20 protein-coding genes are annotated in these 21,801 nt (G+C 66.5%); 12 read left to right on the top strand and 8 right to left on the bottom strand.

Features of this window, described 5'->3' with window-relative positions; all coding sequences use genetic code 11:
* The first annotated feature begins 5 nt into the window (after window positions 1–5).
* Window positions 6–659 carry a L,D-transpeptidase family protein gene (locus SLQ33_RS20850; RefSeq protein ID WP_319455923.1) on the top strand — a complete coding sequence of 218 codons (654 nt, stop codon included), beginning with the start codon at window positions 6–8 and terminating at the stop codon, window positions 657–659.
* On the opposite strand, the gene SLQ33_RS20845 is transcribed toward SLQ33_RS20850, so the two are convergent.
* The gene (locus tag SLQ33_RS20845; RefSeq protein WP_319455772.1) at window positions 660–1,118 is read right to left on the bottom strand and encodes a nuclear transport factor 2 family protein; all 459 of its coding nucleotides are present in this window, start codon (window positions 1,116–1,118) and stop codon (window positions 660–662) included.
* Between the two features lie 45 nt (window positions 1,119–1,163).
* Between SLQ33_RS20845 and SLQ33_RS20840 the strand changes: the two genes are divergently transcribed.
* Both SLQ33_RS20840 and SLQ33_RS20835 read left to right on the top strand, forming a co-directional pair.
* Window positions 1,164–1,937: a hypothetical protein gene (locus SLQ33_RS20840; RefSeq protein ID WP_319455771.1), complete on the top strand. Its 774-nt coding sequence runs from the start codon at window positions 1,164–1,166 to the stop codon at window positions 1,935–1,937.
* Between the two features lie 80 nt (window positions 1,938–2,017).
* Window positions 2,018–3,739 carry an Hsp70 family protein gene (locus SLQ33_RS20835; protein ID WP_319455770.1) on the top strand — a complete coding sequence of 574 codons (1,722 nt, stop codon included), beginning with the start codon at window positions 2,018–2,020 and terminating at the stop codon, window positions 3,737–3,739.
* On the opposite strand, the gene SLQ33_RS20830 is transcribed toward SLQ33_RS20835, so the two are convergent.
* From SLQ33_RS20830 to SLQ33_RS20805, 6 genes are all read right to left on the bottom strand, one after another.
* Window positions 3,633–4,715 (bottom strand): dipeptide ABC transporter ATP-binding protein, encoded by a 1,083-nt coding sequence (locus SLQ33_RS20830; RefSeq protein WP_319455769.1) that lies wholly within the window; start codon window positions 4,713–4,715, stop codon window positions 3,633–3,635. The two genes, SLQ33_RS20835 and SLQ33_RS20830, sit on opposite strands and share 107 nt — an antisense overlap.
* Window positions 4,712–5,716: an ABC transporter ATP-binding protein gene (locus tag SLQ33_RS20825; RefSeq protein ID WP_319455768.1), complete on the bottom strand. Its 1,005-nt coding sequence runs from the start codon at window positions 5,714–5,716 to the stop codon at window positions 4,712–4,714. Before SLQ33_RS20825 ends, SLQ33_RS20830 begins: the two co-directional genes overlap by 4 nt.
* Window positions 5,713–6,675, bottom strand: a complete 963-nt coding sequence (locus SLQ33_RS20820; protein WP_319455767.1) for an ABC transporter permease — start codon at window positions 6,673–6,675, stop codon at window positions 5,713–5,715. Before SLQ33_RS20820 ends, SLQ33_RS20825 begins: the two co-directional genes overlap by 4 nt.
* Window positions 6,676–6,678: 3 nt before the next feature.
* Window positions 6,679–7,716 (bottom strand): ABC transporter permease, encoded by a 1,038-nt coding sequence (locus SLQ33_RS20815; protein ID WP_319455766.1) that lies wholly within the window; start codon window positions 7,714–7,716, stop codon window positions 6,679–6,681.
* Window positions 7,716–9,371, bottom strand: coding sequence for an ABC transporter substrate-binding protein (locus tag SLQ33_RS20810; protein ID WP_319455765.1), 1,656 nt, complete (start codon window positions 9,369–9,371; stop codon window positions 7,716–7,718). The genes SLQ33_RS20815 and SLQ33_RS20810 overlap by 1 nt, the downstream gene beginning before the upstream one ends.
* A gap of 290 nt (window positions 9,372–9,661) precedes the next feature.
* A complete protein-coding gene (locus SLQ33_RS20805; protein ID WP_319455764.1) occupies window positions 9,662–9,802 on the bottom strand; it encodes a hypothetical protein in 141 nt (46 codons plus the stop codon).
* 103 nt (window positions 9,803–9,905) lie between these two features.
* On the opposite strand from SLQ33_RS20805, the gene SLQ33_RS20800 reads away from it, so the two are divergent.
* From SLQ33_RS20800 to SLQ33_RS20780, 5 genes are all read left to right on the top strand, one after another.
* Window positions 9,906–11,189 (top strand): ATP-binding protein, encoded by a 1,284-nt coding sequence (locus tag SLQ33_RS20800; RefSeq protein WP_319455763.1) that lies wholly within the window; start codon window positions 9,906–9,908, stop codon window positions 11,187–11,189.
* Entirely contained in the window at window positions 11,186–11,833 is a 648-nt protein-coding gene (locus SLQ33_RS20795) for a response regulator transcription factor (RefSeq protein ID WP_319455762.1), read from the top strand. The genes SLQ33_RS20800 and SLQ33_RS20795 overlap by 4 nt, the downstream gene beginning before the upstream one ends.
* A 93-nt stretch (window positions 11,834–11,926) precedes the next feature.
* A complete protein-coding gene (locus SLQ33_RS20790; RefSeq protein ID WP_319455761.1) occupies window positions 11,927–12,607 on the top strand; it encodes an MIP/aquaporin family protein in 681 nt (226 codons plus the stop codon).
* Between the two features lie 161 nt (window positions 12,608–12,768).
* Window positions 12,769–13,152 (top strand): DUF4189 domain-containing protein, encoded by a 384-nt coding sequence (locus SLQ33_RS20785; RefSeq protein ID WP_319455760.1) that lies wholly within the window; start codon window positions 12,769–12,771, stop codon window positions 13,150–13,152.
* Window positions 13,153–13,250: 98 nt separating this feature from the next.
* Complete coding sequence (locus tag SLQ33_RS20780; protein WP_319455759.1) at window positions 13,251–14,576, top strand: RNA polymerase sigma factor; 1,326 nt, start codon at window positions 13,251–13,253, stop codon at window positions 14,574–14,576.
* On the opposite strand, the gene SLQ33_RS20775 is transcribed toward SLQ33_RS20780, so the two are convergent.
* On the bottom strand, window positions 14,577–16,268 hold the full coding sequence (locus tag SLQ33_RS20775; protein ID WP_319455758.1) for a diguanylate cyclase: 1,692 nt from the start codon (window positions 16,266–16,268) through the stop codon (window positions 14,577–14,579). It lies immediately after the preceding gene.
* Window positions 16,269–16,998: 730 nt separating this feature from the next.
* Here SLQ33_RS20775 and SLQ33_RS20770 point away from each other — a divergent pair.
* From SLQ33_RS20770 to SLQ33_RS20755, 4 genes are read left to right on the top strand one after another with little or no spacing between them, the layout of a single operon-like run.
* On the top strand, window positions 16,999–17,775 hold the full coding sequence (locus SLQ33_RS20770) for a hypothetical protein (protein WP_319455757.1): 777 nt from the start codon (window positions 16,999–17,001) through the stop codon (window positions 17,773–17,775).
* A gap of 38 nt (window positions 17,776–17,813) precedes the next feature.
* Window positions 17,814–19,418, top strand: coding sequence for a class I adenylate-forming enzyme family protein (locus SLQ33_RS20765; RefSeq protein ID WP_319455756.1), 1,605 nt, complete (start codon window positions 17,814–17,816; stop codon window positions 19,416–19,418).
* On the top strand, window positions 19,415–20,188 hold the full coding sequence (locus SLQ33_RS20760) for a class II aldolase/adducin family protein (protein WP_319455755.1): 774 nt from the start codon (window positions 19,415–19,417) through the stop codon (window positions 20,186–20,188). The genes SLQ33_RS20765 and SLQ33_RS20760 overlap by 4 nt, the downstream gene beginning before the upstream one ends.
* Before the next feature lie 33 nt (window positions 20,189–20,221).
* Window positions 20,222–21,490, top strand: coding sequence for an amidohydrolase family protein (locus tag SLQ33_RS20755; protein ID WP_319455754.1), 1,269 nt, complete (start codon window positions 20,222–20,224; stop codon window positions 21,488–21,490).
* The last annotated feature ends 311 nt before the right edge of the window (window positions 21,491–21,801 follow it).

Genomic DNA, 21,801 nt, shown 5'->3' with positions numbered 1-21,801 from the left:
CGGACGTGCGCCGACTGCTGACCCTGTTGTGCGCGGCGGCGGTGTGGTTCACGGCGGCGCCCATCGCGCAGGCCGAACTCATTCCCTGGTTCGCCAACCAGGTGGGCAACGCGACGCAGGTGATTTCCGTTGTGGGCGTGGGCGGTTCGGACGCCAAGGTCGACGTCTACGAGCGCACCTCGGCCGGCTGGCAGGCCGTCGTCGCAGGGGTTCCGGCGAAGATCGGCGAAAAGGGCATGTCACCCGAACACTTCGACGGGTCGATGCTCACGCCAATGGGCATCTACACCCTCGACTTCGCCTTTGGCACACAACCGAATCCGGGTGGCGGTCTGCAGTACGTCCAGGTGGGACCCAACCACTGGTGGGACGGCGATATGAAGAGCCCGACCTACAACCTCATGCAGGTGTGCGAGAAGTCCCAGTGCCCGTTCAGCACGGCGCTGAGCGACGGCACCGAGAACCTCGACATCCCGCAGTACGCGCACGCCGTCGTCATGGGCGTCAACAAGGAACGCATCCCCGGAAAGGGTGGCGCGTTCTTCCTTCACACCACCGACGGCGGACCGACGGCGGGTTGCGTCGCGATCGGCGACGCCATGATGGTCAAGCTGATCCAGTGGCTGCGACCCGGCGCGTTAATCGCCGTCTCGAAGTGATCAAAGCTTAACGGCGCGACCGGCTTTCACCTTGAATCCCAACGACTCCGTCGATAGCGACGCGTCGTAGGTGCGGTCATAGCCGGTGGCGCTGATCTTCCAGCCGTCAGCGGTTCGCCGGTAGCGGTCGTGATAGAAACCCGCGCCCATCAGCATGAAGTTGTACTTCGGCACGATCACCTTGTCCTGCAGGTACCAGATTCCGGTGGCCTCATCGCCGTCGACGTCGATCTCGGGGTGCGTGACCCGGTGCTCGGTGATGACGTCGGCGGGCATCGACGTGGTCATGAACTCGACGAGTGAAGCCCGGTCGGTGAAGTGGTGCTCCTCACCGAGGGACTCGCCGTAGTCGCCGACCACGTCGTCGGTCAGCGTGTCGCTGAACTCGTCCCAATGCTTCGTGTCGAGCGCGCGTAGGTAGCGATACTTCAGCCGCTCGATTTCGTCGATGTCACCCATGTCGACATTGCAACACAACGGTGGGTCGGCGCATAGAGTCCGGTCATGAGTTTCATTGACGGATACGTCAAATCGCCGCTCTCGGGCATCGCGCCCTGGGTGTTGCTGGTGGTCGTGTCGGGGCCGGGACGGTTCGAGGAGGCCGCCTCGGCCGCGCTCGGCCTGACGCTGCTGACGCTGTGGGTGGGCTGGCGACGCGGCGTACCCGTGCACGCCCTTGAGGTATTCGGCGCAGGCTTCTTCGGTGTCCTAGCCGCCCTTGGACTCTGGGCGCCGGATCGAGTGATCGAATGGCTCGAGGTGTGGGCCGGCGAGCTCGGCAACATTGGGCTGGCGCTGTTCGCAGTGGTCACCTTGGTGATCGGCAAACCCTTCACCATTCCGTACGCCAAGGACACCACTCCCGAGGAGTACTGGGACACCCCGCTGTTCAAGCGCGTCAACTACGCGATCTCGGGCGTATGGGCGGCCTCGTTCACCTGCTCGGCGATCGTCGGCGCGCTCGGCGACACCGTCCTGCGCGATCAGGACTTCTGGACCGGATGGATCCTCCCGATCGCCGCGATCCTGTTTGCCGTCGAGTTCACCGAGTTCTACCCCGATTACGCGGGGGCCAAGTTCGCGCAGTCGATCGGCGAGCCCACCGACGCGCCGGAATCGCCACTGCGCCTACTCGACTGGTTACCGCCGTTCATCGTGGTCACGGGCATCGCGGGGTGGGTGTCCGACGCGCTTCCCGACGCGCTCGGCATCGGCCTGATCGTTGCAGGGATTGCGGGCTCGGCCGTGTCGCGACGGGTGTCCACAGCCAAAACATAGCTCGGACAACACTGTTCACAGCGTTGCCGACGGAGTGTCTGGTCGATCCGGGCGCCGCGCGCGGCTATGGTGGGTCCGTTATGAGCGACCCATTGGGGTTGTCGATCGGGACGACAAACCTGGTCGCGGCTCGCGTAGGCAACCCACCCGTCACCCGGCGTTCCGTGCTGACCTTGCGAGGTCAGCTGCTCAGTGGATTCGTCGAACGTGTCGGTGACCCCGTGCCCCTGGTCGCGGCGGACGGCACGTCGTACCACGCCGACCAGTTGGTGGTCGAGGCGCTCGACGTCCTCGTCGGCGACGGCCCGTGCGACCAGCTCGCCGTCGCCGTGCCCGCACACTGGACCGGTGCCACGTTGCGCGGACTTCGCGCCGAGTTGCGCAACAAGCCGAACCTCGCGCCCAACGGCGTCGCGCCGCGGTTGGTCTCCGATGCCGTGGCGGCGCTGACGGCCCTGCACGCCAATCCCGGACTGCCCTCGCACGGGGTGGTCGCGCTGCTCGACTTCGGGGGTGGCGGAACCAGCATCACGCTTTCGGATGCGGCCGCGTCGTTCGAACCCATCGAAACGGTGCGCGACGCGGAGTTCTCGGGCGACCAGCTCGACCAGGCGCTACTCACACACGTGCTCGACGGCGTCGCCGAAGCGGGGGCGATCGATCCGGCAGGCACGGCCGCCGTCGGCTCGCTGAGCCTGCTTCGCGACGAGTGTCGCCGGGCGAAGGAGACGCTGTCCGAGGCCACCGACGCCGACGTCCGCGTCGAGTTGCCCGGGTACTCGTCGGTGGTGCGGGTCACCCGTCCCGAGTTCGAGACGCTGGTGGACGCCAGGTTGGCCGGCGTACTGTCGGCGTTGGACGATATGTTGCTGCGCAACCGAATTGCGTCGACGGACGTCACCGTACTGGCCATGGTCGGCGGCGGTGCGCGCATCCCGCTGATCGCCTCGCGACTGGCCGAGCACAGTGCGGTCCCACTCGTGACGACGCCGCAACCGGCGCTCGACGCGGCGGTCGGCGCCGCGATCTTCGCCGCGTACGCCGCTGATGCCGAGGCGTCGACCGGCGTCGCCCCCACCGTGTTGATCCCGCCTGCCGTCGACGACGTCGCCCCGGGTTCGGCGACGTTCCGGGCGCTGGCCTGGTCGCAGGCCGACGACTCCGAGGACGACTCGCTGCTGTACACCGACGACTCGGGGTACGGCTACGACACCGGGACCACGCGTGCCGTCGCCCAGTACGTGCCTCCGACCGGGCCGGTTCCGGTTGACGAGCAGCGGTCGTGGCAACGGTTGCCCCAGTTGATCCTTGGGGTCGTCGCCGTGGTGGCGCTGCTGGCCGTCGGCGGTGTCGCGGTGGTGCTCACCAACGCGGTCGACGACGCCGGGCCGACGCCGACCAATGCGCCGATGACGGCGACGTCGGTGCCGCGGTCCAGCGTCGAACCGCCGCCGCCACCCACCACCCAGGCGCCGCAGAGCATCGTCACCGTGACCAGTGAGGCACCTCCTCCGCCGCCGCCCGAGCCCACGGTCGAACCGCCAGTCACCATCACCAAGACGGTCGAGACGACACCGCCCACCACGACCACCACAACGACGTCGCCGACTACGACGACGACCACCACCACTCCGACCACCACGACCACGACCACTACGACCACGACGACGACGCCCACGATGACGACGAGCTACATCACGGTGCCGTTCGTCCCGGTGCCGATCCCGATTCAGGTGCCGAACTCGGGGCCGCCCCCTCAGGAATACCCGCAGTATCCGCAGCAGCCGCAGTTCCCGTACTGAGCGGATGGTGACACGCGGCGACGTGGTCGGCTTCGAGTTCCCGGAGCACGGGGTCGTCGGTGTCACACACGTCCGTGGCCCACGGGCATCGGGTGTGGAAGTGGCAGCCGGACGGCGGATCGATGGGGCTGGGTACGTCGCCCTCGAGGATCAGTCGCTCGCGGGCGACGTTGAGTTTCGGGTCGGGTATCGGCACCGCCGACAGCAGGGCGCTGGCGTACGGGTGGAATGGGTGCTCGTAAAGCGCTGTTGCGGTGGCGCTTTCGACGATTCGACCCAGGTACATCACCGCGACGCGGTCCGACACGTGCCGGACCACGCCGAGGTCGTGCGCGACGAACAGGTACGACAGACCTAGTTCGGCCTGAAGATCCTTGAGCAGGTTGATGATCTGCGCCTGCACCGACACGTCGAGCGCAGAGACGGGCTCGTCGGCGATGATCAGCTTCGGTTGCAGCCCAATGGCTCTCGCGATGCCGATGCGCTGACGCTGCCCGCCGGAGAACTCGTGGGGGAAGCGGTCGCGGTGTTCGGGCTGAAGTCCGACGCGGTCGAGCAGGTCTGCGACGCGCTTGTCGACGTCGCGGCCGCTCGCCAACCCGTGCAACTCGATGGGTTCGCCGATGATCTGCCCGACCCTCTTGCGCGGGTTCAGCGACGCGTACGGATCCTGAAAGATCATCTGGATCTGCCTGCGTACCGGACGGAGCTGGCGCCGGGAGCGGCCGACCAGTTCCTCGCCGGCGAACCGCACCGATCCCGACGTCGGCGGGGTCAACTGGAGGATCACCCGGCACAGCGTCGACTTGCCGCAGCCGGATTCGCCTACCAGGCCAAGGGTTTCGCCTTCGCGAATCACTAGGCTGACCCCGTCCACGGCACGCACCCGGCCAACTTCGCGGTCGACGACGAGTCCCGACTTGATGGGGAAGTGCTTGACCAGGTCGGTCACCTCGAGCAGCGCGTCGCCGGTCATGTCGGGACCGCCCGACGCAACCCGATGCGGCCGTCCACGTCTCGCAGCCGCCGCTTCTGCTCGAGGTCGAGCCAGCAGCGGTCCCCGTCGCGCAGCGGCGGCGGCTCCGCGCATTGGTCGAACGCGTGGGGACACCGCGGCGCGAACCGGCAGCCGGTCGGCGAAGTGATCAACGACGGTGGCTGGCCTGCGATCTGGGCGAGTCGGACCGGTCGGGGTTGATCGAGCCGCGCCAACGAGCCGAGCAGCCCCCACGTGTACGGGTGCTTGGGGTCATAGAACAACGACTCGAGCGTGGCGTCCTCGACGATCTGGCCCGCGTACATGACCGCGACGCGGTCGGCGACCTCGGCCACCACCCCAAGGTCGTGGGTGATCATCACGACCGCGAGCCCGCGTTCGGCGTTCAGCTTCTCGAGCAGCCGCAGGATCTGGGCCTGCACCGTCACGTCGAGTGCGGTCGTCGGCTCGTCGGCGATGAGCACGTCCGGATCCAGGGACAGTGCCATCGCGATCATCACGCGTTGGCGCATGCCACCGGAGAACTCATGCGGGTAACTCCGCACGCGCCGTTCGGGATTCGGAATGCCGACCGAACGCAGCAGCTCGACGGCACGGTCACGTGCCTCGCCCTTCGACACGTCGCGGTGCGCGCGGATCATCTCGGCGATCTGGTCGCCGACGCGGTACACGGGGTTCAGCGACGTCATCGGGTCCTGGAAGATCATCGCGATGCGCTCGCCGCGGATGTCGCGCAGCTGCCGATCGCTGAGTTGGGTGAGGTCCTGGCCGTCGAAGTGGACCGCACCGGTGATGGTCGCATTGGGCGCTCGCGTGAGCCCGAGCACGGTCTGCGCAGTGACGCTCTTGCCGGAGCCGGATTCGCCGACGATGGCCAGGATCTCGCCTGCGGCGAGGTCGAAGGACACCCCGTCGACCGCGTGAACCGTGCCGCCGTCGGTGGCGAAGCGCACGCTGAGGTTCTCGACCGAGAGCATCATGCGGGGGCCGCCGTACCCAGTCGGATGCGTGGGTCGAGGAACGCGTACAGCATGTCGACGATCGTGTTGAACAGCACGATGAAGAACGCGCCAAACATGGTTACGCCGATCAGTGGGGGAAGGTCGAGCGTGCCGATGGCCTGGCCGGCGTAGAGGCCGACGCCGTTGAGGTTGAACACCGTTTCGGTGAGGATCGCACCGCCGCCGACCACCGCTCCGAAGTCCAGCCCGAACAGCGTGATGACGGGGATCATGGAGTTGCGCAATACGTGCTTGATGCGAATCTGACGCTCGTCAAGGCCCTTGGCGCGAGCGGTGCGGACGTAGTCCTCGTTCATGACGTCGAGCATGTTGGAGCGCAGCACCCGGCTGTAGAAGCCCACGAAGAGCACGGCCAAGGTGATCCACGGCAAGACGAGGTGATATGCCCACTCGACGGGGTCCTTGGTCAGCGGCACGTAGCTGCTCGTCGGGAACAACTGTGCCTTGAAACTCAAGTAATACAACAGGATTGCGGCCAGCCAGAACACCGGCATCGAAATGCCCACCAGCGACAGGACGGTCAGCGCCCGGTCGGTGAACTTCCCTGCGTGCACGGCGGACAGGTAGCCGAACACGACGGCCAATGTCATCCAGAGCACCGCGGCACCGACGCACAGCGAGAAGGTGGCTGGCAACCCCTTCCAGATCTGCTCGACGACATTCTGGGAACTCGCGTACGACGTGAGCTCTCCGGTGAAGATCTGCTTCATCATCGTCAGGTACTGCACCGGCAGTGGCTGATCCAGCCCGAGATCGGTTGTGACGCGGGCAATCAGCGCCGGATTGGCGTTCTTGCCCGCGATACGCGCCGCAGGGTCGGAGTTCGGGATCACGTTGAAGATGAGGAAGACGACCACGGAGATCGCGAACAGCACGGCGATCATCCCGAGCACGCGTCGCACTATGAAGCGGGCCACCGGTTAGTGCTCCAACCGGATCTTGGCCCGCGGATCCAACGCATCCCGCAGCCCGTCGCCGAACACGTTGAGCGCCAACACCGTCAGCACGATCATCAGGCCAGGGACGATCGTGAGATGCGGTGCCGTGTAGATGGTTTGGTAGCCATCGGCGATCATCGTGCCCCACGACGCGTTCGGCGGACGCACGCCTGCGCCAAGGAACGACAGCGACGACTCCAGGAGCATGTTGTTGGCGATGTTGAGGGTGAAGAACACGATGATCGTCGACGCCACGTTGGGCAGCAGTTCGGAGACCATGATGCGGATCGGCCCCTTGCCCTGCGCCACGGCGGCTTCGACGAATTCCTTCTCCCGCAACGCCAGGATCTCACCGCGGATGGGTCTGGCCATGTAGGGCACGTAGACGAATCCGATGATGAGGATCGGAATCCACAGCGAGTCACCTGCGACGACGAGGCTACCGATCTTCAACCCGCCCAAGGACAACGTGGTGCCCAGTGCGATGCCGAGCAGCAGCACGGGAAAGGCCCAGACGACCTCAAGAGCGCGGGATAGCACGGCGTCGATCCAGCCGCGGTAGTAGCCGCAGACCAGTCCGACCAATACCGCGAACACTGTGGTCACCACCGCGGCGATGACACCGATGAAGATCGACGTCCGGCCGCCGTAGAGCAGCCGCACCATGACGTCTCGGCCGTTCTGGTCGGCGCCGAGCAGAAACTGACCGTGCAGACCGGGTCCGAGCGGTGTGCCGTCGGGCGACACCACGTAGGTCTCCTGGCCGCCGCGCATCACCTTGTCGGTGATGTGGTTCTGGTTGGGTCCGGTGTGCGCGACGTGGTCGGCCCACAGCGGTGCGGCCAGGCAGACCAGCACGATGAGCACGAACAGCGCGCCGAACGCCAGCGCCATCTTGTCCCGACGCAACCGCATCCAGGCGAGCCGCCACGGACTGCGGCCCCTGAGCTCCTCAGGGGGGACGCCGACGGGCAGTGGCTGCTCGCCCGGTGCTTCGACGGCCCCGATCAGGCCACCCATTACTTGATGGCGAAGGAGGAGTAGTCCTGGTTGAACAGCAGATGGTGGTAGCTCTTGTCGAAGTCCATCCGCTCAGACAGGAACGTGGTGAACTCCTCGTTGCCGTACGGCGCCCAGACGGCCTGCTCCATGTAGGCCTTGTCGAGTTCGGCGTACTGCTTCTTGACGTCGTCGGTGAGTTGTTGCTCGAGCAGCTTGTCCATCTTGGCGTCGAGTTCCGGGATGCTGATCCGCGAGAAGTTGTTCCCGTTGGTCGGAAGGATGCTCGCGCCGTTGATCAGCGGGCGGAAGAAGTCGTCCGGGTGCGGGAAGTCCTGGAACCAGTCGGCGAAGCCGGTGTCGAGGTCGGGTGTCGACTGGTTGCCGATGGTGGTCCAGTAGACATCGCCCGCGATCACCTTGAGCGTGGCGTTGAAGCCCAGCTGGGTAAGCACGTCGTGGTAGTACTCGCCGATCCGCTTGCGGTCCGGCTCGTCATCGGTCCACACGGTGATGTCCTTGTCGGCCGGATTCGCCTCGGCGATAAGCGCTTTCGCCTTTTCCATGTCGGGCCCGGGGTAGAGCTTGTACTCCTCGTAGCCGGGCATGCCGGGAGGCAGGATCTGCTGCGTCGGATGAAGCCGGCCGCCGAACACCCGGTTCAGCGCCTCCGGGTCGACGGCGTAGTTGATCGCCTGGCGCACCTTGAGGTCGTTGAACGGCGCCTTCTGGGTGTTCATCCAGAAGTAGTACGTGTTGATCGAGTCCTCCATCCGGAAGCGGTCGGAGAACTTGGCCTTGACCTCGGCGAGCCGGTCGGCGTCCGGGGGATCGACCATGAAGTCGATGGTGTTCTGCTGCACGCCGGTGACCTGGGCCGTGTTGCTCTTGTTCTGCGTGATGGTGATCTTGTCGACGCCCGCGTCGGCCACCTCGCTGGCCCCTGCGTCTTTGACGGTCTGGAAGTTCGGGTTGCGCTCCATCGTCATGGTTTGCGGCGCTTCGACATTCGTGATCATGAATGGGCCGCTGGCCGGCGGTGGCTTCGGGGTGGCGTCCTTGTCGAGCGGGGTGCTCGGAGGAACGGGGGCCGCGAAGGGCAGGGCGAGCAGCCCGTCGAACGTTCCGTTGGGTTCGGTGAGCGAGATGGTGATGTCGCCGGTGGCGTCGTCGGTCTTGATGCCGGTGATGGTGTCGGCCTTGCCCTCGGCGTATTCGGTGGTTCCGACGATCGGTTCGTAGAACACCGAGCCGCCCGAATCGGCCTTGAACAGCCGCTGGATGGCGTACGTGAAGTCGGACGCCTTGATGGGGGTGCCGTCCGAGTACTTCATGTTGGGCCGCAACGTCAGCTTGTAGGTCTTTCCGTCGGCGGAGACCTCGGGCAACGCCGTGGCCAGCGCGGGCACCACCTCGGTGCCCGCCTCGTCCTTGGCGTGCTTGTAGGTGAGCAGCGGCGTGTACGTGTTGTACAAGACCTCCCAGCCCTCGAGTGTGTAGGAGAGCTGCGGATCGACGTAGTCGGGGAACGACGTCATGGTGATGTTGATGTCGCCGCCCTTGCCGCCGCCCGCTTCACCTCCGCCGCTCTCCTTGTCGCCCCCGCAGGCCGCGATGCCGAACGCGGTCAACGCGGCCACGCAGGCGATGGTCAGGGTCTTCCGTGGCGTGCTCATGTTGCTCCCTCGGATCTGTCCGTCAGATGTTCATAACCTGTACGCCACATGACGATGCTTCATGCATCTTTTCCCAAATACGGGCATCGGCAACTCGAGCGATCCGGAGCCGTTGGCCGTTCGGGCGACCGAATCCGGTGCCGCCGTCGTCCGGTGGTTGGGCCCAGATCCTTTGCGCCACGGCGCACTTCTACCTCCGACCGTGCTCGTTTCAGTCAGCGGCACGATTGCTGTGACGACGTGAGGCCGCTCGCCGTAGCCGGGGAGGGGCTGCTGTCTTGACGCCCACGTCAGACTTCGGGAGCGGTGAAGTTCGCCGCGGCGCTCGGGTCGAGCAGCGACGGGTGATGCTGATGCTGTGAGTTCGCTGTGGCCGCGCTGGCCCGACCTGCCGGGCCGAGGATGGCACCGCAGCCGATTCCAACCGCCACGGCGGGACGTTCATGTGAGTGCTCTTTATTTCCAATGCTTCTCGGTGGGATGAAATCCGGTGTCATCCGATTGACTGACACCGATGCGGGTTAGACTCCGCGAGTGCGCCACGACGGCAGCGCGGAGTCGCAGGTGAACGGTAGGTTCTGGGCGAGCCTGGTCGTCCCACCCATCGCGACGGGGCCCGCGGGTAGCGAGGCGGTGCGCGAGATCTTCCTCGAGTTCGACCGTCAGGCCCAACGCTTGCGGAGCATTCTCCGGTTGTTGCTCGTCGCCGTGATGGCCCTGGTGGTGTGGAGTGGAACGTCGCGATCGGACTGGCCCGCTCAGTTCGCCCTCGTCGCGGCCTACGGTGGCTTGGCGCTCATCGCGGCGTGGGTGTGGTTGCGACATCCTGCGCGGGCCAGGAGATTACGGGCACTGGAGCCGATGGTGCCCGTCGACATCGCGGCCATCTGCGTACTGCAGTTCCTGTCGACGGGCAGCTACCTGGTACTCGGGTTGTTGGCGTTCCTGCCGTTCTTCATCGCCACCCAGGCCGGCCAGCGGGCGGCGGTCATGTCAGTGGCCGCGATCGTCGGTGGAGGGTCGGCCATCGTCGCGGATCCTGTGTTCCGCCAGCAGATGTCGACGCCGACGATCGTGACTCTGGTGACGATGCTGGCGCTGTTGTGCTTCTGTTCCTATACCGTGTCGCGCGTTCAGCAGCGCAGGCTGGCAGGCATCGCCGAATTGACCGCAAGCCGGTCGCTTCTGCTGGCCGACGTGATGACCGCCGAGGAACGCGAACGCCGCAGGATCGCCGAGACGTTGCACGACGGAGCGCTTCAGACCGTGCTCGCCGCCAAACAGGATCTCCGAGAAGCCATGCGGCACAGCGATGTTGGTGACGACGTCGTTCGAGCCAGCGAGTTGCTCGCGGACGTCTCCCACGACCTGCGGCAGGTCACCCGTGAGCTGCACCCGTCGGTGCTCGACGAAGCGGGGCTCGCCGAGGCGGTTCGGGCGTTGGCATCGACCTTCACCGAACGCACGGGGGTGCCCGTCGAATGCACCGTCGACTATCCACGGCACCACGCCGACGACCCGACGTTGTATGCGGCGGCCCGGGAACTGCTCGGCAACGTCGCCCGGCACGCCGGTGCCGCCCACGTCGAGGTGGTGCTGCGTGACACGGGTGACGAGGTCACGCTCGACGTGCGCGATGACGGGGTCGGCATGGATCCAGGGGTGATCGCGAAGAAGCTGTCCGAGGGGCACATCGGGCTGGCGTCGCATCGCGCGCGCATCGAGACTCTAGGAGGCACCGTCGAGTTCGGGCGAGCGGACTGTGGCACGTGGGTTCGCGTCCGGCTGCCGGCGCGAACCGGGCAGGAGGCATTGTGAGCAAGTCCCATGGGCGGGTCCGGGTCGTCGTCGGCGACGACCATCCCGTGTACCGCGACGGCGTCGTGCGGGCACTGGGCACCAGCGACCGGACCGAGGTGGTGGCCGCGGTCGGCGACGGTCACGCAGCGCTCGAGGCGATCCGCGAGTTCGCGCCGGACGTCGCACTGCTCGACTACAAGATGCCGGGTCTCGACGGAATCGCGATCGCCCACGCGGTAACCCGCGACCGCCTCCCCACCCGGGTGCTCCTGTTGTCGGCGACCACGGAGGGGCCGGTGGTCTACCGGGCGATCCAGGACGGCGCGGCCGGATACCTGTCGAAGGAATCCGACCGCGACGAGATCGTCGCCGCCGTGGTGGCCTGCGCGCGCGGTGAGGACGTCTTGCCCCCCGAGCTCGTCACGTCGCTGACCGCGCAGGTCCGTCAGCACGCACAGTCGCCCGCACCCACGCTCAGTGAGCGGGAGCGCCAGATCCTGCGCATGATCGCCGACGGCAAGTCCGTCCCCGACATGGCCCGGGAGCTCTATCTCGCGCAGACCACGATCAAGACCCACATCCGTAGGCTCTACGAGAAGCTCGGGGTGTCGGATCGCGGCGCTGCCGTCGCCCAGGCCATGCGCACTCACCTGCTGGAATGACCGTGTCATCCAAACGGATGACACCCCGTTCATCCTGCACACCGTCCGATAGCACGATGCCGGTCGCTTCCGTTGCGGCGCAGGCTGATCCGCATGACAACCACAAGTCTCACCCCTGTTGAAATCAAGCCCGGCCACCGGGCCGCCGTCAAGTACGCCACCGAGGCCATCGGGACGATGCTCCTGGTGCTCACCGTCGGCGCATGCGTACGCAACGGCAGCCCGTTGGCGCCCCTGGCGATCGGCTCGGTGCTGATGGCCATGGTGTACGCGGGCGGGCACGTCTCGGGCGCCCACTACAACCCCGCCGTCACCATCGCGGCCTTCGTGCGTCGCCGCATCGACCGGCGGGACGCCGTGGGCTACCTGGTTGCCCAGGTGGTCGGCGGCCTGATCGGCGCCCAGCTCGTCGGCTTCGTCGTCCCGCAGGCGCTCGGCGCGCCGCTGACGCTTTCCGGGCACGCGGCCGTCGCGGCCTTCGTCGCGGAACTCGTGTTCACGTTCGCGCTGTGCTACGTCGTGCTCAACGTGGCGACGAGCAAGGACCACCCCGACAACTCCTTCTACGGGCTGGCCATCGGCTTCACCGTCGCGGCGGGCGCCGTGGCCGTCGGCGGTATCTCGGGTGGTGTCTTCAACCCGGCCGTGTTGATCGGCGGCGCCACGATGGGCATGTTCGGCGGTTCGATCATCGTGAGCTACCTCGTCGCCCAGGTGATCGCCGGCGTCGCCGCCGGATTCACCTTCCGGGCGCTGAACCCCGGCGACGAGTAGCTGCTCCGTTCCCCAGGCCCTCCCCTCGGCTCCCCGAGGGGAGGGCCCCGACATTCCCGGTGAAAACTCGCCGAAGAAAAGTGTGCGAAACCGGGTGGCTGGCTCCCCATAGCAGGTGAACGCGGTCCGACACGGACCGCGACCAACCGAAGGAGCACCCCATGACCACCACCCTGAAGACCCCACGGCGTCGGATGATCGCCGCCACCATGCTGGCCGCGGCTGCCGTCACTGGCGCAATCGGTACCGCGGTGCCTGCCAACGCCGCGCCCGCCAAGTACATCGCCATCGCCTACTCGCCCGCGACCGGTCAGTTGGGCCGCGCGCAGGCCACGAATCTGGACGCCGCCCTCGCAGGCTCGCTGAGCCAGTGTGGCGGCCACTGCGCGGTCGAGACGTGGTCGAAGAACGGATGCGTCGCGCTCGCCGTCAGCGGTCAGTACCACTACGGCTGGTACGGCGCGAACCTCCGGGACGCCCAGCAGGGCGCCATGCAGCGGACCGGCCCGGGCTCGTACGTGGTGTGGTCGGGTTGCGCAAACTGAACCAAACACGTCGGTCCACCGTCTATATCGGAGGTGGACCGACGTTTTGGTTGCGGAATTCGTCGCTTATGCTGCCTTTTGACGACGGAAAGTGACCTATGACGATCGCCCCGCCTATGTTCACCGACGCGCTCGACGACGCCGAACTCGCGATGGCCGCTGCCCGCGGCGACCGAGCGGCGTTCGCCGCGATCTACGACAGATACGCCGATCGGCTCTACGACTTCTGTGCAGCCATGCTGCGCGACGGTGACGCCGCCGCCGATTGCGTACAGGACGTCTTCGTCGACGCGGCCACCCAGCTCGGCATGCTTCGCGACCCCAGCCGACTGCGGTCGTGGCTGTACGCGATCGCACGCCATCAGGCCTTGGCACGCATCAAGGCGCGCCGCAGGGAACTGCCCAGCGACGAGCTGCCCGAGCTCGACAGCGGCGACCCCGACATGGCGACCGTCGCCGCACGGAAGGAGCTCGCCGCATTGATCGCCGAGGCGTGCGGCGCCCTGTCGGAACGCGATCGAACCGTCTTCGAGCTCACCTACCGACACGGCATGGACGGCGTCGAACTTGCCGAGGCGCTCGGGGTCAGCCACAGCAATGCCAACACCTTGGCCGGACGTTTGCGTGACGGCGTCGAGCGCTCGCTCGGGGCCCTGCTGGTGTGCCGAGGGGTGAAGGCCGACCCGGCGTCGTGTCCCGAACTGGCCGCCATGGTCGAAGACTGGGACGGCACCTTCACGGTCCTGATGCGCAAACGCGCTGCGCGCCACATCGATGGTTGTGCGGTGTGCGACGCCGAGCGCCGCCGCAGGGTCAACCCCGTCGCGCTGCTCGGTGGGGTGCCGGTGTTCCTGCCCGCACCCGCGTACCTGCGCGAGCACACGCTCACGGCGGCCTCGCAGGAGCTGCCCGGGCCTCGGGCCGGCGGGCGTGGCTCGGCAAGCGCACTCCGTGCGGCACTGATCGTGGTGTTCGCCATCCTTGGGATCGCCGGGGTGGTGCAGGTGGCGTCGCCGCTGCGCGCCGAGGACTACCGGGTGGAGCCGGTGACCGAGCTCGACGACGTGACCTCGGAACTTCCCCGTACCGTGACCGCGCTGACGGCGCCGTCGTTCGCGCCGCCGAGTACACCGCCGCCGCCCGCCACGGAAGGCCCGAGCGAGCCTGCGCCGAGTCCGATCACGACCGCGATCACCAACGCGCCCACCGTGACCACGGAGCCGACGCCATCGATCACCCGCACTCCGGCGGCACCGACCACGCGGCCGAACAGTTCGTTCAGCCCGAGCCGCGATCCGGAGTCCTCCGCCATGCGGACCACCCAGTCGTCGACTCGCACCTCGACGCCGACGTCGTCGAGCACCGTCACGTCGACGCCGCCCAGTTCGAGCCCGACCACCACGACCAGCGACCCAATCGAGTGACTAGTGCTGTGTCCGTGTGAATTTGGAGAAGTGACTGGCGCGACGCCCCTTGGCCTTGGCCGCGTACATGGCGCTGTCGGCGTCGCGCAGCAAGGACGCCGCGTCGCGTGAATCGTCGTGGTGGGTCTGGATGACGCCGATGCTCGCACCCACCCGCAACGTGCCGCCGGGAATCTCGATCGGTTCCGTGAGCACGCGATGGATGCGGTCGACGAAGCGTGCCAGGGCCCCGTTCTCCAGCTCGCCGACGAGCAGCGCGACGAACTCGTCACCGGCGAAGCGTCCGACGATGTCGTGGCCGCGGACGGCCTGGCGCAGCCGCGCTGCGGTCGCCTGGATGACGGTGTCGCCGATCTCGTGCCCAAGCGTGTCGTTGACGGTCTTGAGGTCGTCGAGGTCGATGAACAGCACGGCGGTGAGCAATCCGGCTTGGCGGTGCAGCGCGTTGACGGTCTCGAGGACGTGGGCACGGTTGGGCAGTCCCGTGAGCGCGTCGTGGGCAGCCTGGTGGACCAGGTGCTCGGTGGCCGCACGCTGAGCCGTGATGTCGGTGAACGAGACCAGGACCGGAGAACGCTCGGGGTCGTCGGGGTGGAGCAGTTGGCAACTGGTCGACAACCACACGCGGCGGCCGTCGGTCCTGTCGATGCCGACGGTGCGCCCGATCGTCGGCAAGCCCGTCGCGAACGCCCTGGCGATGGGGCGTTCCTGCTCGGAGAGCAGCCGGCCGTCCGCGTCGTAGACGGCAAGCTTGCGGAGCCGATGGCCGTAATTGACCTGTCCCTCTTCGGCGCTCACGCCCAGGATGTGACGTGCGGACGGGTTGATGGTTAGCAGCCAGCCGTTCTGGTCGACGACGACGACGCCTTCCTGCAGCGTGTTGACGACGGTCCGCAGGTTCCGTGCCGCGCGTCGCAGGGCGGTCTCGTCCGAACACAGCAGCACGTAGCCGTTGTCGAACTCGGTCGCCGACACGCGCATCGTCCGCACCGAACCGTCCATCGCGTAGTGGGACGAATGGACGACGCCGCCAGCTTCGGCGATCGCGGCCGGGTCGACGGGCGCGCCGACGGCGACGTCGATGGGTAGCGCCAACGCCCGGTGTGGTGGCCGCCGGTAGATACGCTCGGCCGCTGGATTCCAACTGGTCACCATGCCGCCCTTGGTGATCGAGATGATCGCGTCGCTGGCGTGATCGACGAGCGCGGCCTGGTGGGCAAGCGTGTCGTGGGTAGCGCGATATTCGGTCAGGTCGCGAAGAACCAGCTGGTAGGCGAGCTCCCCGTTCCACGTCGTCATGGACGACACCGCTTCGACGTGCAATTCGGAGCCGTCGAGCCGCACGACCGTTGCCCGCGCCGCCGCCGCCGCGTCGCCGGGGCGCCGCAAGTTTGCCATTCGCGCCAAGATCAACGAGATGGAGCGGGCGTGCACGAAGCGGGAGACGGCATGCCCGGCGAGTTCGCCGACCGATCGTGCGCCCAGCCAACGCACGGCGACGGCATTGAAGTAGACGAATCGACCGTCCTGGTGGATGCAAATGGCGTCCGGGCTGTGATCGATGATCTGAGCGAATCGGCCCAGGTCGAGGTCGCGATGGCCGTTCGTCGAATTCGGTTCGGGGGCGTAGCCAGGACGGACGGGGTCGGTGCCGGGGTCATCGGCACCGACGAATCGTTCGTGGTGCCTCACCAGGGGACCCCGAACACCGAACTCTGCATCACCGTTTCCCCACACCTGATACTTCGCTCCAGTAGCCAGCTCAATTTGCTATTGACGCTCACCGACGAGCACCAAAAGTTTGCTCACAAGCGTGAACCGCTAAGTTGGCTAGGGTTACTTTACCCGATTGTCCTGAGCTTATGCGTTTGGATATTGCTGGGTGTTGTTGACGAGGCAAATTAGCGTGGCCGCAATTTATTCGCTAACTCTCCGTCTGCTGGGTACGTTGCCATTGCCATCTCAGCCCTGATCGGGCCAAAACACGTGGTGAAACTCTTGATCGTTACCCAGCAACCGTGTCCGGAACGCGCGTGCGGTCGGTGATCGGTGGCGGATTTCGCCGCCGACGTCGCCGGGGGGTCTTTTGCTCGACCGAGTCGGTGTTCGTCGGCGCGGCGTGGACGTCGAGATTAAAAGCGCAGTACGGCGGGGGTTTTGGTCATCGTCCGGCTCGCTCGTCCTTCGCCGACGCGGATTTCGCTCGCCACTCGGAGGCCCGCGCCAGGGCCGGAGTCTCCGCAAGGGTCAATTTAGGGCGAGCTGCGCTTTTGCTAGCAAATAACGTTGCTATTGCTCAGTCACAATGAAGAAGTTACTGCTCAACGAATGTTTATACCGATGGTATGATATAGCTGTTCACCAGTCTTCGGTGCCGCGGAGGCGACCTCGTCCAGATCACGCGCGATGGAGTTACCCCGGTATGACAACACTCGAACTCGCCCCCTCCTCGTCCCTCGACGACCGACCACGCGTCGCGTTCTGGGATCCGGTCGCCGAAACCACGATGGTCGTGGCCACGCCCGCCGCCGAGCCGGAGTTGTTCGCGGACTACCACCGCGGTGCCATCGAGAGCTACGCGCGATTCGGCGTCACTGACGTGATCGACCCCGACACGTTGCGGTGCGCGGCGGACACGGCCCTCTTTTGGGCGCTGGTCGACCTCGACGGACGTGTCGTCGGCGGGGTCCGCGGCAAGGGCCCGCTGCGAAGCCCCGAAGACTCGCACGCCGTCGTCGAGTGGGCGGGACGTCCCGGCGAAGCCGAGGTGCGCACGTTGATCGCCGACCGGGTGCCCCTCGGCATCCTCGAGATGAAGGCGGCCTGGCTGGCCAAGGAGCCAGGAGGTGGTGGTCATCGCGCCAAGATGATCGCCCGTAGCGCCTTCCACGCGATGGCCCTACTGGACATCAACTTCTGCATGGCCACAGCTGCTGCGCACTGCCTGGAGCAGTGGCGTTCGTCCGGTGGGGAGGTCGCCGCGATCCCCGCCACGCCGTACCCCGACGAGCGGTACCAAACCAAGATGATGTGGTGGGACCGGCGCACGTTCACCGTGCACGGCGATCCCGAGCAGGTTGCGGCGACCTTCCGCGAGATGGCCAGCATCCGTCGAAGCACTCAGTCGCGGCGTGCCGTCGGGCTGATCCCGCCCACGTCACCGACGGCGCTGTGTGGATTGGGGAAGTCCGCCGCCTAGCCCGCTAGCCTCCTCCGGCGGTTTCCTATGATGCGGTGATGGGCGTCGATGCAGCCGCCGTCACCAGTGCCGAAGCCGCGCATTTCCGGGCGCAGGGCTGGTGGTCGGACACGACCTTGTCCGAGTGCGTGCGGCGCAACGCCGAGTCGTCGCCCGACAAGGCGGCCTACGTCGACTTCTCCGCGGGCGTCACCGAACGTCAACTGACCTGGTCGGAATTCGACCATGCCGCCTCGAACCTCGCCAACCGGCTTCGGGAGTTGGGCGTGGCGGCCGGCGAACGCGTCGCGGTCTGGCACGGGGACACGTCCGCGATTCACGTCCTGCTCGTTGCGATCGAACGGTGTGGCGCAGTGGCCGTGGGCCTCGGCGCCAGGGCGGGTGTGCGCGAGGTGAGCCAGCTCCTGCGCACGACGGGGCCTTCGTTGATTGTCAGCGACGTCGAGCGGCTCGCGTCGGCTGAGCAGGCAGCCGCCGACGCCGACTCGGCGCTTCGCGTCATGGCACTAGGAGATCCCTCTGCCGACCTGTGCGTCGACACCACGCTCCCGGACGGCGGGGACGGTCAGTCAACCCTCGGCGCCGACGACGTCTTCCTGATCAACTCCACCTCGGGCACCACCGGACTGCCCAAATGCGTCGTCCACACCCAGAATCGGTGGCACTACTTCCATCAGAAGGCCGTCGCCAACGGCGAGCTCACCCCCGACGACGTGTTCCTTCCCGTCATCCCGACCCCGTTCGGCTTCGGAATCTGGACGTCTCACACCACGCCGATCCACCTTGGCGCGACGGCGGTCAGGATGCCGCGGTTCGACGCCGCCGACACCTGCGCGGCGATCGAACGGCATCGTGCAACGGTTTTATGTTGTGTCAGTACGCAATTGATGATGATCCTGGCCGATCCCGCGTTGGGGGACCGCGACATCACCAGCTTGCGCGTCGTCTTCACGGGTGGAGAGCCGCTGCCGTACACGCAGGCCGCGCAGTTCGAGGAGCTGACCGGAGCGAAGATCCTGCAGTTCTACGGCTCCAACGAAACGGGCATGTTGAGTGCGACCACCGTCCGGGATCCGTTGCACCGCAGGCTGCGTACCGCCGGGCGGATCGTCCCGGAGATGCAGGTGCGGCTGTTCGACGGCGACCGCGACGTCACCGAGACCGGCCGCGGACAGCCGGCCTGCCGCGGTCCCGCGCTGAGCCTGGGTTACCTCGGTGGGACCGACCACGACAAGCTGTATACCCGAGACGGCTGGATGCGGATGGGCGACATCTGCGAACTCGACGCCGACGGCTACCTCAGCCTGACGGGCCGTACGTCGGACTTCATCATCCGCGGCGGGAAGAACATCAGCGCGGTCCAGGTCGAGGAGGTCGTCGCGACCCATCCGGCCGTCGCCGTCTCCGCAGCCGTCGCGATGCCCGACCCAGTGTTCGGCGAGCGGGTCTGCCTATTCGTCGAACTCAAGGACGGTGGCGAACTGGATCTACCGACGCTCGTCGAACACCTTCTCCAGCAGGGGGTTTCCAAGGAACTGCTGCCCGAACGGCTCGAGCTCCTCGACGAGTTGCCACGGTCGTCGGGCGGCAAGATCGCCAAAGGGCAACTTCGCGATGCCATCAGAACGACACTGGGGACATGACCACCGACGAGGTGCGGCGCGGCGGGCTGGAGGTGTGGGCGCCGTCGACGGTGCCGCCCATCGGCGTCGAGCTCTCCGACGAACAGACGTTGGCAGTGGCCTTCCGCCACCTGGCGGGCATCGGATTCGCCGAGAACTTGGCCGGGCACATCACGTGGCAGCTCGACGGACAGACCGACATGCTGGTCAATCCGTGGGGCCTGTGGTGGCAGGAGCTCACCGCGTCCGACATCTGCGTCGTCGACGAAGACGCGCGACTGGTGAGGGGCCGCTGGGACGTCACGCCGGCGATCCACATCCACACCGAGCTGCACCGGCTGCGACCCGACGCGCGCGTGGTGATCCACAACCACCCGTACTACGTCAGCCTGCTCGCGGCGCTCGGCGTGCTGCCCGAGCTCGTCCATCAGACGGGCTCGCTGTTCCTCGACGACATGTTCCTCGTCGACAAGTACGACGGCGAGGTCGATGAGCCTTGGCGGGCAGCCGAACTCGCGAGGGAGATCGGGTCCGCCAACCTGGTGATCCTGGCGAACCACGGCGCGATCGTCACCGGCCGCAACGTGGCGGAGGCGGTGTACCGGGCGGCGTCCATCGAGCGCGTGTGCAGGCTGGCCTACGACGTCATGCTCACCGGTCGAACTCCGGCTCAGATGAACCGTGGCGACATGGTGGGCATGAAGGCATCGCTCATCGAGCGCGCGGCCGACGTGTACTGGGCCGGCGCGGCCCGGATGACCATCAAGGCCGACCGCGACGTACTGAGCTAGCGCCCAACGGATTACGAGGAGCGAGGAACGAGCATGGCTTCCATCGACGAGATGTCGGCGAACCTTTCCTTTACCACCGCCAAGACGGGCGCCGACCGCACCGTGACGTTCCTGCCCGAACCCGAGCGGGCCGAGCGCCGCTACACGGTCATCTCCGTCGACGACCACATCGTCGAGCCGCCGGACACGTTCGAGGGGCGAGTTCCGCAGAAGTTCGCCGACCGCGCTCCGCGGGTGGTGGAGACCGACGACGGCGGGCAGACGTGGATGTACGACGGGCAGTCGCTGCCCAACGTCGGCTTCAACGCAGTGGTCGGGCGGCCGGTGTCCGAGTACGGGTTCGAACCGACCCGGTTCGACGAAATGCGCCGCGGCGCATGGGACATCCACGAACGCGTGAAGGACATGGACCTCAACGGTGTCTATGCGTCGCTGAACTTCCCGTCGTTCCTCCCGGGTTTCGCCGGGCAACGGTTGCAACAGGTGACCTCCGATCGCGAGCTGGCGATGGCGTCGGTGCGGGCGTGGAACGATTGGCACCTCGAAGCGTGGGCCGGGGCATATCCCGACCGCATCATTCCCTGCCAACTGCCGTGGCTGCTCGACCCGGACGTGGGCGCGAAGATGATCTACGAGAACGCCGAACGTGGGTTCCACGCGGTGACGTTCAGCGAGAACCCAGCGATGCTGGGGTTGCCGACCATCCACTCCGGCTACTGGGAACCGCTGATGGCCGCCTGCGCCGACACGGGCACGGTGGTGAACCTGCACATCGGTTCGTCGGGCACGTCACCGTCGACCACCCCTGACGCACCGCCAGACGTCCAGGGCGTGCTGTTCTTCGCCTATGCCATCTCGGCGGCGGTGGACTGGTTGTACTCGGGGGTCTGCACCAGGTACCCGGAGCTGAAGATATGTCTCTCCGAGGGCGGGATTGGTTGGGTCGCCGGGCTTCTCGACCGGCTCGACCACATGCTCAGTTACCACGAGATGTACGGAACGTGGACGGCGCTCGGGGAGCAGCTGACTCCGGCGGAGGTGTTCAAGCGGAACTTCTGGTTCTGCGCGGTGGAGGACCAGTCGTCGTTCGTCCAGCACGAACGGATCGGTTCGGACAACATCCTGCTCGAGGCCGACTACCCGCACTGCGATTCGACCTGGCCGCACACCCAGTGCAAGATTCACGAGCAGATCAACGGGCTGCCCGAGTCGATCATCCGAAAGGTGACGTGGGAGAACGCGTCGCGGCTCTACCAGCATCCGGTTCCAGTCGCGGTTCAGGAGGACCCGAACGCGTTCTAGTGCCCGTTCCTCGTGGCTAACAGCGGTTTCCGCAGCGGATGGCCACCACGGTGATGCCTTCGGGCCACAAGTCCCAGTACACGGGGCACGGGTCACGGATACGGAATCCGAAGGTGGGGACACATGTCCCAACTTCGGGCAACCTCTCCGAGATCGATTCTTTGCTGTAATCCGTGTCTAGTGAGTGATGGCTGTCGGCGACTCGGTTGCGGGCGACGTCCGATGCCGTGACACATACATGTCCTGTACTGCGGATATCCCGTCGTTACAATTGACGCCAGCGTAGTTTTCTTGTTTGCACGAGGAATCTT

The organism is Mycobacterium sp. RTGN6 (assembly GCF_033804605.1).
GTDB lineage: Bacteria > Actinomycetota > Actinomycetes > Mycobacteriales > Mycobacteriaceae > Mycobacterium.
Note: the sequence above shows the minus strand (reverse complement) of the source record. Positions and strands in the feature narration are given on the sequence as shown.